Annotated in this window: 6 protein-coding genes; 5 read left to right on the top strand and 1 reads right to left on the bottom strand. The window is 70.9% G+C overall.

The features are described 5' to 3' along the window. Positions 1-118: 118 nt before the first annotated feature. Entirely contained in the window at positions 119-1,231 is a 1,113-nt protein-coding gene (locus ACFZAX_RS00845; RefSeq protein ID WP_390957727.1) for an LCP family protein, read from the bottom strand. Between the two features lie 397 nt (positions 1,232-1,628). On the opposite strand from ACFZAX_RS00845, the gene ACFZAX_RS00840 reads away from it, so the two are divergent. The 5 genes from ACFZAX_RS00840 (at position 1,629) to ACFZAX_RS00820 (ending at position 10,577) form a co-directional block, all read left to right on the top strand. Then, positions 1,629-2,663 carry a hypothetical protein gene (locus ACFZAX_RS00840; protein ID WP_390957725.1) on the top strand — a complete coding sequence of 345 codons (1,035 nt, stop codon included), beginning with the start codon at positions 1,629-1,631 and terminating at the stop codon, positions 2,661-2,663. Between the two features lie 329 nt (positions 2,664-2,992). Then, positions 2,993-4,801 carry a stealth conserved region 3 domain-containing protein gene (locus tag ACFZAX_RS00835; protein ID WP_390957723.1) on the top strand — a complete coding sequence of 603 codons (1,809 nt, stop codon included), beginning with the start codon at positions 2,993-2,995 and terminating at the stop codon, positions 4,799-4,801. A 54-nt stretch (positions 4,802-4,855) separates the two neighbouring features. Beyond that, a complete protein-coding gene (locus ACFZAX_RS00830; RefSeq protein WP_390957721.1) occupies positions 4,856-6,526 on the top strand; it encodes a stealth conserved region 3 domain-containing protein in 1,671 nt (556 codons plus the stop codon). 3 nt (positions 6,527-6,529) lie between these two features. Next, positions 6,530-8,536 (top strand): glycosyltransferase, encoded by a 2,007-nt coding sequence (locus ACFZAX_RS00825; RefSeq protein WP_390957720.1) that lies wholly within the window; start codon positions 6,530-6,532, stop codon positions 8,534-8,536. Positions 8,537-8,576: 40 nt separating this feature from the next. Further along, the gene (locus ACFZAX_RS00820) at positions 8,577-10,577 is read left to right on the top strand and encodes a glycosyltransferase (protein ID WP_390957719.1); all 2,001 of its coding nucleotides are present in this window, start codon (positions 8,577-8,579) and stop codon (positions 10,575-10,577) included. Positions 10,578-10,629: the final 52 nt, after the last annotated feature.

Here is a 10,629-nt window from a genome sequence, read left to right as displayed (position 1 = left end):
ACCAGAGCTGGGCTGCGGGGCTGTGTGGTTCGTGGGGGGGGGGTTCTGTGTTGGGCCTTTCTCGTCCCCCGGCCCCCCCCCCCCCCGCCCCCGCCCCCCCCGCGTCCGTGAGGGGCCGTCAGCCGCCGGTCGCCGGGGACTTCTTGGCCGACTCGGGGATGGTCGCGTCCGTACGGATCGCCTTCCACAGGTCGTCGGACTGCGGATGGGCGGCCACCACCCGGTTCGGGTCCACCTTGTCGTACGCCACCGGCAGCATGATCGTCTCCATGGTCGACGGGTCGACGCCGTTCATCGAACGGGCGAACTCCGCCAGCGAGGTCAGCGAGGCGAGGCTGGAGTCGGTGGTCAGCGACTCGGTGGCGGCACTGGCGATCTTGTACGACTTGGTCGGGCTGCCCAGCAGGTCCTGCTTCTTGACCTCCTTCAGCAGCGCGAAGAGGAACTGCTGCTGGAGACCGATCCGGCCGAGGTCACTGCCGTCCCCGATGCCGTGGCGGGTCCGGACGAAGGCGAGCGACTGGGTGCCGTCGAGCTTGTGCGTACCGGCGGTGAGATTCAGCCCGGACGAACTGTCCTTGATGGGCTCGTCGACCTCGACGGTGACACCGCCTATGGCGTCGACGAGCCCCTTGAAGCCGGCGAAGTTGATCTCCAGGTAGTGGTCGATCCGCACGCCGGACATCTTCTCGACGGTCTTGACGACGCAGGCCGGACCCACCTGCGAGTAGACCGAGTTGAACATGACGCGCTCGGCGGACTTCATCGTGGAGCCGTCGTTCTTGACGCACTCGGGCCGGGTCACCAGGGTGTCGCGGGGTATCGAGACCGCCACGGCCTCGGTGCGGCCCTCGGGTATGTGCACGACCATCGCCGTGTCCGACCGCGCGCCGCTGACGCCGCCACCGCCGCCGAGCGCCTTGTTCTCGGCCCCGGCGCGGGAGTCCGACCCGAGGACGAGGATGTTCTGCCCGGAGGTCGGCAGCTTCTCCGGCCGCTCCTTCTCGTCGAGCTTGGAGTCGATGTCGACGGCCTTGATGTTGCTGTCGAGGTTGCGGTACATCCAGTAGACGGTGCCTCCCGCCGCGATCAGCAGGACGAGCACGATACCGAGGGTGATCTTGAGCCCTCGTCGGCGCTTGCGGGGGGCCTTGCGGCGGGAGCTCTGCCGGGAGTCGCCTTCCGGTGTCCCTTCGGGCCCATGGCCGGGCGGCATGGCGTCGTGGCTCATCGGTTCGAGTCCTCAAATCTCATGGCCCGCGGCGGGCGGTGAAGCGCGGGGACTCGGGTGGGGGGTGACCGGTCCGTGAATGCATGACTGACCGAGCACTATAGAACAGAGGATCGGGCGAAAGGGTTTTCGGCCCGGAGCCGTCCACCGCCCGGGCCGGGCCCGCTCGACCGCACGCGGGTCGCCGCCGGTGCCGCCGCCGTCGCGTGGAGCGGGCCGCCCGCGGCCCGAACGACACGGTCGAAGCTGGGCATATGATGTTGTCGGCCACGTGTGGGCGGGCTGAAGTACCGGTGAAGGGGAGAGGGTGTCACGGCGCGTGCGGAGAAGGGGATCGGACGTCGCGGACAGCACCTCCCCTCTCGTCCCGTCGTCCGGGCGCCCCGAGGTCCGCGGAGTGCCGCGTGGCCGCTGGATGCCGCTCGGCAAGGACGGCAGGCTCACGCTCTACGCCCTCGCCGACGGTGGCCTGTTGCGCTGGACGCAGCGGAATCCGGGCGGGGAGCACTGGGACGGCCCGGATCTCGTGCCGGTCGCGGACCTGACGGACCTCACCGTCGTCCAGGGTGCCGACGCCTACGCGCACTTCCTCGGGCGGCGCGAGCGCCGTGGTTCCGGCGGACCGAGCGTGGACTTCGTGCACGCCATCCAGTACCAGACCGCCCGTCCCGTCACCCAGTGGCGCTCCCTCGGCAACTTCCACCGTGACCGGGAAGAGGGTCGGCGGGCGGGTGTGCCGACCGGGGCCGTCGACGCGCAGGGGGCGGTCTCCGTCTTCGCGCGCGACGCGGGCGGCGGACTGCGGATGCGCCGCGAGAACAAGGGCGGCACCTGGGAGGCCTGGCAGGATCTCAAGGGCTCCTGGCCGGCCGCCGCGATCGTGCCGTCGGTGACGTCGAGCGGGCTGGTCGAAGTCTTCGCGACCGGTGAGGGCGGGGCGTCGTGGTGGCGTCAGGACGTTCCGGGCGGCCCGCTGCTGAGCGTCCCTTCCGCCCTCCGGCTCCACGTGCTGGACGGTTCCGCGACAGCGCTGGAGACGGCGCCCGACCGCCTCACCTACTACTGGACCGACGCGAACGCGCCCGGGGTCATCGCCTACCGGGCGGGCACCTGGCCCGTGCCGGTGGGCGGATACCCCGGCGACGGAGCCCTCGTGGCCCTGCGCACCCCGCTCGACGGCTACGACTGCACGGTCCTCGCACAGCGGGGAGCGGGCGGCACCCTGCTGGTCGGGGTCTGCACCACCGAGGGCGAGCAAAGCGGCGTCTGGTGGTCGGACACCACCAAGGAGTGCGTGGGAGATCCTGCGCTCGCCCTCGACGGGCTCGGCCGGGTCGTCGTGGCGGTGTGCGGTACGGACGGCACGGTGTCCGTCGCCCGGCAGGAACCGGGCCCGGGGCTCACGCTGTCACCGGACTGGCACCGGCTCTGACCCGAAGGCGCCTCCCGGAGCCCCGGCGGAACCGGTGGGTCATCTGGATTTCATGTGGTGTTTCCGTGAAGTCGTTAGAGGTTGTACGAATTCACAGTGGGATTCATCTCGATGACATGTCGCGTATGTCTATTTTTTTGACTGGACGTTGATCGCCTCTTTATGTGAAGGTTCTGTGACTTGCTCGCGCGCGAGCGAGTGTGACCGTCCAAAGCGGCGGTTTCAAGGAAAATGACAGGTTTCGGTCTCATGCCGTCCGTCTTCCGGGCGCGATGGGGCGTCCGGACGCGGCAGGCGCTGGACCGCATGGCGTGGGTGGTGGATGCCTCGTGGTCGGTTCCGGTAATCCGGAGGCCGGATCGCTGGTTTCGGCGTATCGGTCCGTGGTGCCGGTGGGCGCGCGGAGGGGCATCGTCAGCAAGGTGCCGGCACCGGTGCGCTCGGCCGTGAAGTCGTCGTTCGCCTCCGTGGACGCCATCCGGTCCGCGACGGTCGTCTGGGCCATGGGCGGCCGCCGCGCCATGCCCCGGCACAGCGCGGCCTACACGCGCCGAGTGGTACGCGTCAAGGGCCGCCACATGCACGCCCTGGTCGTGGACGGCGCCACGGCGTGGGCGTCCCGGGCACGGAACCTGCACATCCTCATTGCCGCGCTCGAAGCCGGGGACATCGAGTATTTCTGTGTCCGCGGCACCAAGAAGGACGTCCCGACGGTCGCGGTGCCCGCGCGGTTCCGCGAGGCGGCGGAGAAGATGCTCCGGATCGCCTTCGAGCAGACCCCGGGCTACGTGGGCGCGGACACCGCGACGGAGTCGGGCATGCGCCCCGGCGACGACGAGAAGTCCTGGCGCCACCTGCGCAAGCAGGCTTCCCTCCGCGTCGCCTGGTACGTCACCGACCCCACGCTGGAGCTCGTGTTCGGCGCCGACCAGGGCTGTGACCTCGAGTTCTGGACGGAACGGAAGGGCACGCTGGAGGCGCCCCGCCCCAACCGGGTGGTCGTCGAGGTACCGGTGGACGCACCACGCCACACCGTCCCCCAGGCCCTGTTCGCCCTGGTGCCGGGCGCCTACACCACCGGCAACGCGCAGACCGTGGCCGAATTCACCCAGCCCCTGGCGGAGGACCACCTCTTCCCCATCGACGTCGTCTACACCTGGGTCGACGACTCCGATCCCGAGTGGAGCGCCGAACGCGACGCGGTCCGCTCGGGACGGCCGGGCGATCCGCCTCAGGCCCTGCACGCCCAGGCGGCCAACGACGCGCGCTTCACCAGCCGCGACGAACTGCGCTACTCCCTGCGCTCCCTGCACCAGTACGCCCCGTGGGTCCGCACCGTCTACCTGGTCACCGCCGGGCAGGTGCCCAGGTGGCTGGACACCGAGGTCCCGGGCCTGCGGGTCGTCGACCACCGCGAGATCTTCTCCGACGCCACCGCGCTGCCCACCTTCAATTCACACGCCATCGAAAGCCAACTGCACCACATCGACGGCCTGTCCGAGCATTTCCTCTATCTCAACGACGACGTGTTCTTCGGCCGGCCGCTCGGCGCCGACAGCTTCTTCCACACCAACGGCCTGACCAAGTTCTTCCAGTCCAACGCGCTCATTCCGAGCGGCCCCGTGGACACGGACGACCTGCCGGTGAACGCGGCGGGCAAGAACAGCCGGGCACTGATCGAGCGGTCCTTCGGTACCCGTATCGCGCAGAAGATGAAGCACACTCCCCATCCGCTGCGCCGCAGCATCCTCGCCGACATCGAGCTGGTCTACAACGAGGAGCACCACCGCACGCAGCACTCCCGGTTCCGGTCGCCCGACGACGTCCCCATCGCCTCGTCCCTGCACCACTACTACGGCTTCCACACCGGCCGTACGACCACCGGAAACCTGCGCTACCAGTACATCGACCTCGCCGCGGACCAGGCCCGCAGGCGTCTGGACAACCTCCTCGCGCACCGGAACTTCGACACGTTCTGCCTGAACGACACCGTCGAGCATCCCGATCCGGATGCCCAGGAGCGCATGGTCAGGGCCTTTCTGGACGCGTACTTCCCCGTCCCCAGCCGCTTCGAGCGCGTGGGCTCCGACGAGTACCTCAACGTGAGCCGGTCGCAGAAGGCCGAGATCAGGCAGTGACCGAACCGCTCCTCCTGCCGCAGGCACCATTCCTCCGTAACGAAAGTGAAGCGCGTGATTGACATCTCCGGGCGTGAGACGGCCGGCGAGACCTTGTTGGGCTCCGCCCCCCGCCCGGAGCCCGCGCCGCCACAGCTGCGCAGGAGCCGGACGGAGCGGCAGGTCGTCGTGGACATGCACAAGCGCGTCGCGCTGGTGCATGACCGCCTCACCCCGCTCGCCGCGCGCGAACTGAACAACCTGGAGGTCCGCCGGGCCCTGGAAGCCGGGCAGATCGACTGGTTCGCGGTGCCGGGCCTCGACGACACCGCCTCAGCGGTCGGGGTTGACGCGCGTCAACGCCCCCAGGCCCTGGAAGCACTGCGCACCCGCCTGTCCAGGAGCAAGGGATACCTCGCCCGCCCCAAGGTCGGGATGGCTCCCGGCGACGGCGCGTGGGAGGGCTCGTCGGACAAGACCTGGGAGCGGGCGAGCGGCCTCTCCGTCGTACGCGCCTTCTGGTTCCGCACCACGGAACAGGGGCACCTGACCCACGGCGCCGACACGGGCTGCGACATCGAGTTCTGGGAGCCCGGGGAGAGCGTGCCCGGCCGGGGCGTCGACCGCCTCGTCGCCCCCCGCCGCAACCGCGCCAGCGAACACGTCTCCCTCGTCAACGAGCAACTCGTCGTCCCCGGGGAGCAGATGACCCGACTCGTGGGCCGTTCCCACGGGTCCGAGGCGCCGCCGCTGCGTCCGACACGTACCCGCCCCGAACTGGACATCGCCTTCCCCGACGAGCACCCCTTCCCCATCGACGTCGTGTACACCTGGGTGGACGGCGACGACCCCGCCTGGCAGCGCCGCCGCGCCGAGAGCCGGGGCGAGGTCTTCCACGCCGAGGCGGCGAGCCTGGCCCGTTACGTCTCCCGGGACGAGCTGAAGTACAGCCTCCGCTCGGTACGGATGTTCATGCCCTGGGTGCGGAACATCTACGTCGTCACCGACCAGCAGGTTCCGCACTGGTGGACCGACGGAGACGGCCGCGCCCGCGTGGTGGACCACCGCGAGATCTTCGACGACCCCTCCCACCTGCCGACCTTCAACAGCCACGCGATCGAGTCCCGGCTGCACCACATCCCCGGACTGTCGCGCCACTTCGTCTACTTCAACGACGACATGTTCATCGGGCGGACCCTCACCCCCTCCGCGTTCTTCCACCCGAACGGCATCGCCAAGTTCTTCCCGTCCCCGGCGCAGGTCCCCTACGGCCCCCCGGAGCCCGACGAGGTGCCCACCTCGGTCGCCGCGAAGAACAACCGCCGGCTCATCCAGGAACGGTTCGGCCGCACGCTCGTACAGAAGATGAAGCACGTGCCGTACGCGCTCAACCGGGACGTCCTCGAAGCCATCGAGCGGGAGTTCCCCGAAGAGCACCGCGGCACCTCCGCCAGTTCCGTGCGGAGCGTCTCCGACCTGTCCATAGCGTCCTCGCTGCACCACTACTGGGGCTACTACTCGGGGCTCAGCCTGCCCGGCGACCTCCGGTACGGCTACTTCGCGCTGGACGACCCCGAGCTGGAACACAAGCTGGAACTGCTGCTGCTGCGCCGGGACAGGGACACCTTCTGCCTCAACGACTCCGCGAGCGACCCCGCCGAGATCGAGCACCAGAGCCAGTTGCTCCACCGGTTCCTCGAAGCCTTCTACCCGGTGCCGAGCCCGTACGAGAAGCCGGCGGCCTGAGACATGAACATCGACATCCTGGTCCACACCCTGGCCACCGACTCCATCGGCGCGCGGGCTGCCGCCCGGCTCGCCCAGTCCCTCGCCACCCGGCACCGGGTCACCGTCGTCGCCGCACGCGGCGCCGCGGCACCGCACCCGGCGCTGCGGCTCCCGGGGAACGTCGGCGTCCTCGCCCTGGCCCCCTCGGTCGGGGCCGGCGACAGGGACGACGACTCCACCTCGCAACTCGTCATCGCGGGCGACCCCGAGTTCCGGCGCTACAACCGCGCCGACGACGGACGACTCCGCAAGCACCTGTCCGGGAGCGGTGCCGACGCGGTCGTCGCCCTCAGCTCCGCGCTGGGCGCGGTACTGGCCCAGTGCCGGACACCGCACGCGCGACGCATCGCCCGCCAGCCCGCACCCGTCGAGCGGCTCCCGGAATCGGTGCGCGCCCGCTGGACGGAGCTCTACCGCGAACTCGACGCCGTCGTCCCGCTGAGCCAGGGCGACGCCGCCGCCCCCGAGTACCAGGCGCTCCGCGGCGCCGGCGTCGAGGTGCGCCACATCGCCGAGCCGGTGCTGCTCGCGGAGAGCCCGGCCAAACCGTCGACGGGAGTGGTGATCAACGCCGGACGGCTGGTCTCGCACCGGCGCGTCGACCTGGCGCTGCACGCCTTCGCCCGGACCCACGACGCCCAGCCCGGCTGGCAGCTCAGGGTGTTCGGTACCGGACCGCTCCGCCGTGAGACCCGCGAACTGGTCACGGCGCTGGGACTCCACGACCGCGTGCTGCTGTTCGACCGTGAGGCCGGCGAAGGCGACTACTACGACGCCGACATCGCCCTGGTGACCGCGGAACGCCTCGACAGCGCTCGTCCCGTGCTGGAGTCGCTGGCCCAGGCCACGCCGGTGGTCGCCACCGACGTGCCCTACGGGGCCACGGAGGTGCTCTCCGAGGGGCACGGCGGGCTGCTGGTGCCCGTCGGTGACGTCGATGCCACGGCCCGCGCCCTGGAGCGCTACATGGGGGACGAACTCCTGCGCACCGCGCACCGGACCCAGGCGCTGCGGACCGCCCGGCCCGCCGGTACGGAACAGATCGGCGACGCCTACGAGGAACTCCTCACGGAGATCAAGGCGGGGGCACGCGGCCGCTGGGGACAGCGCCGGCGCACGGGTGGAGGAGCGCCCACCGAGGAACGCCGACTCCCCACCGCCGACTGCCGGGTCCTGCCGGACGGCATGTGGGAGATCACCCTGCGGGGTGTCTCCGGCACCCGCACGGTGCGGGTCAAGGAACAGGTCAGGGGCAGCGAGAACACGGTCGACTTCCCTGTCGGGAACGGCGGGACCGAGGCCCGGATCGACGCCCGCGCGCTCGCCGTGCTCGGCGAGGGCCGTGCCGACCTCTACGCCGTGGACGGCCGCGGAAAGGAGAGCCGCCTGCGCTACGGGCGGTGCACGCTCGGCGGGGCACGCGACGTCGGACACCTCGGCGACCTGAACCACTTCCACTGGGTGCTGCCGTACGCGTCCGAGGGCGGCTACCTGCGCCTGCGCGTCTGGTCCCGGCCGAGCCACGCGGAGCTGATGACCGTCGACTACGACGACGACCGTCTGCGACTGACCGGCTGGCTGCAGGGACAGTGGCAGCCCGGAGGCGAGCCGTTGCTGCTGCTGCGCCGGCGCCAGGAGCCCGCGCGCACGCTGCCGGCCGGCCGGGTGCGCTTCGACAACGGCTGGTTCGGAGCCGAGCTGAACATGAGCGAAGCCATGAGGTCCCGGCTGCTCATGCGCGAGAACTGGGACGTGCTGCTCACCGACGGCACCGGCGGCGCGCCGGTCAGAGTGGCACGCATCGCCGACGACCAGGTGGTACGACGCGACGTCCAGCGCTTCCCGGAGCTGGTGCGGGAGGAGCCGACGGACCTGTTCGGTCCCGACGCCGGGCGTGCCGTCGTCGGACTGCGCCCCTACTTCACCGCCGACAACGAACTCTCGCTCGTGGTGACCGAGCATCACTGACAGCGGCCTCTCACGGACCTCGACTTCCCGAAGGACACTTGTGCGGATCTCCTTTCTGCTCCACAGCATCGACAATTTCGGCGGGGTGCCGCGGGCGACCAGCAGTCTGGCCACCGCACTGGCGGTCCACCACGAGGTGGAGATCGTCTCGATCTTCAGGACGGCCGACCGTCCGTCCTTCGCCCCCTCCGCCGACGTGACCGTGCGCTACCTGGCCGACCAGCGCGACGGCGCGCCCACGGCCAAGGACGCCAAACCGTCCAGGATCATGCCGCGGGAGGACGACTGGGCCGACCGCTACACCCAGGAGGTCGACGACCTGATCCTGGCTCACCTCGGCACCACCCACGCCGATGTCGTGGTCGCCGCCCGGCCCACCTTCGGCGCGTACTTCGTCGCCCACGGAAGGCACCGCTACGGGCGCGTGGTCATCGACCACGAAGGCTCGATGGTGCCCTCCCAGGAACTCCGCGAGCGCACCCTGGAGCTCTACCGCGAGATGGACGGTGTCGTCTGCCTCACCCGGGCCGACGTGGAGAACTACCAGCGACAGCTCGGCGAGCAGGCGCCCCCGCTCGCGGCCATCGGCAACATCGTGCCGCCGCCGGTCCGGCACGCCCCCGTACGAGGGCTGCCGCTGATCGCCGCCGCGGGACAGCTCGTACCGCGCAAGGGGTTCAACACCCTGATCAACGCGTTCGCCAAGGTCGCCCCGCACCACCCGCAGTGGCGGCTGCGCATCTTCGGCCGCGGGCCCGAACAGGCGCGACTGCAGGACCTCGTGCACGCGCACGGGCTCAGCGACTCCGTCCGCCTCATGGGCGCGGTACCCGACCTCACCTCGGAGTGGGACAAGGCCGCGTTCGCGGTGAGCGCGGCCCGCCGCGAGTCCTTCGGCCTGACCCTGGTGGAGGCCATGCACCACGGGCTCCCGGTGCTCGCCGCCGACGCGCCCTTCGGCCCCGGCGAGATCGTCGTCCCCGGCCACAACGGCATCCTCGTCCCGGTCGGCGACGAGGATGCCATGGCCCAGGCGATGCACTACCTCATCGAACAGCCGGCCGAGCGCGAGAAGCTCTCCCAGGGCGCCTACGCCTCCGCCCCGCTCTACAGCGCCGAGCGCATCGCCTCCCGCTACGACGCGTTCCTGCGGGACGTCGCGGCCTCGGTGGTGAAGGACGGCACCGCCGTGGCCCCGCCCGTCGTCCCGTCCGGTGTCCCGGCGGACGTGCTGGTCCGAGGCGACGGCTCCATCGAGGTCCGCGCCGCGCTGCCCTCCGACACGGAGCCCCCCGCGCTCTGCGTCACCCTCCGCAGGACCGAGTCGCCCCTGGTCAGACTGGCTTCCGTGGGCACGGCCGTGGACGGGACGACGGGCGTTCCGCGGGCGGTGTACGTGATACCCGTCGAACCGCCGGTCCTCGCCGAAGGCCGCTACGACATCGACCTGGAGCTGCCGGACGGACGCCGTCGGCCGCTCGCCGTGGAGAACGTCCACACCGGTGGCCTGCTGGTCCGCCGGATACCTGCCGAGGGACCCGCGTACTGGCCCGTGCCCTACCGCACCGCGGACGGCCATCTGTCGGTCTTCGTCCGCCACCGCGTGACGCACGCCGAGGTGCACACCGTGCGGGTGGGGCAGGACGGCTGGCTCGTGCGCGGCAGCCTGGTCGTTCCGGCGGGCACCGACCTCTCCGGGCTGCGGCTGGTCGCCGTACCCCGCAAGGGAAGCGCCGCGTCCACGGTGTCGGGCAGCGCCTCCGTCGGGTACGACGGCACGTTCGAGGCCCATCTGCCGTTCGCCGGGGTGGTCGCCGCGTCGTCGGGCGGCCACGACGACTGGGACCTTCTGCTGGAGCGCGGATCGGGCCGGCCGGGTATCCGGCTGGCGCGCTTCTTCGACGACATCCTGGAGCGCAAGCGGATCGACGTCTATCCCACGCAGCGCTGGCACCACCCGACGCAGGGCCCGGCGCGCGGAAGGGTCTTCTTCACGCCGGGCAACGAGCTGTCCTTCACCGCCGGCCCCGACAAGTCCTGACCCTCTTCCGTACAGTCCCGAATCCGCGGCCCCGGGCCCGGATCTCCCTTCC

This window comes from Streptomyces sp. NPDC008125 (assembly GCF_042957125.1).
Classification (GTDB): Bacteria; Actinomycetota; Actinomycetes; order Streptomycetales; family Streptomycetaceae; genus Streptomyces.
The sequence above is the reverse complement of the archived record's forward strand: the minus strand, read 5'-3'. Positions and strand labels throughout refer to the sequence as shown.

Coding starts and splice junctions, on each gene's coding strand:
- ACFZAX_RS00845 (WP_390957727.1), bottom strand. CDS start 1,231: ATGAGCCACGACGCCATGCCGCCCGGCCATGGGCCCGAAGGGACACCG.
- ACFZAX_RS00825 (WP_390957720.1), top strand. CDS start 6,530: ATGAACATCGACATCCTGGTCCACACCCTGGCCACCGACTCCATCGGC.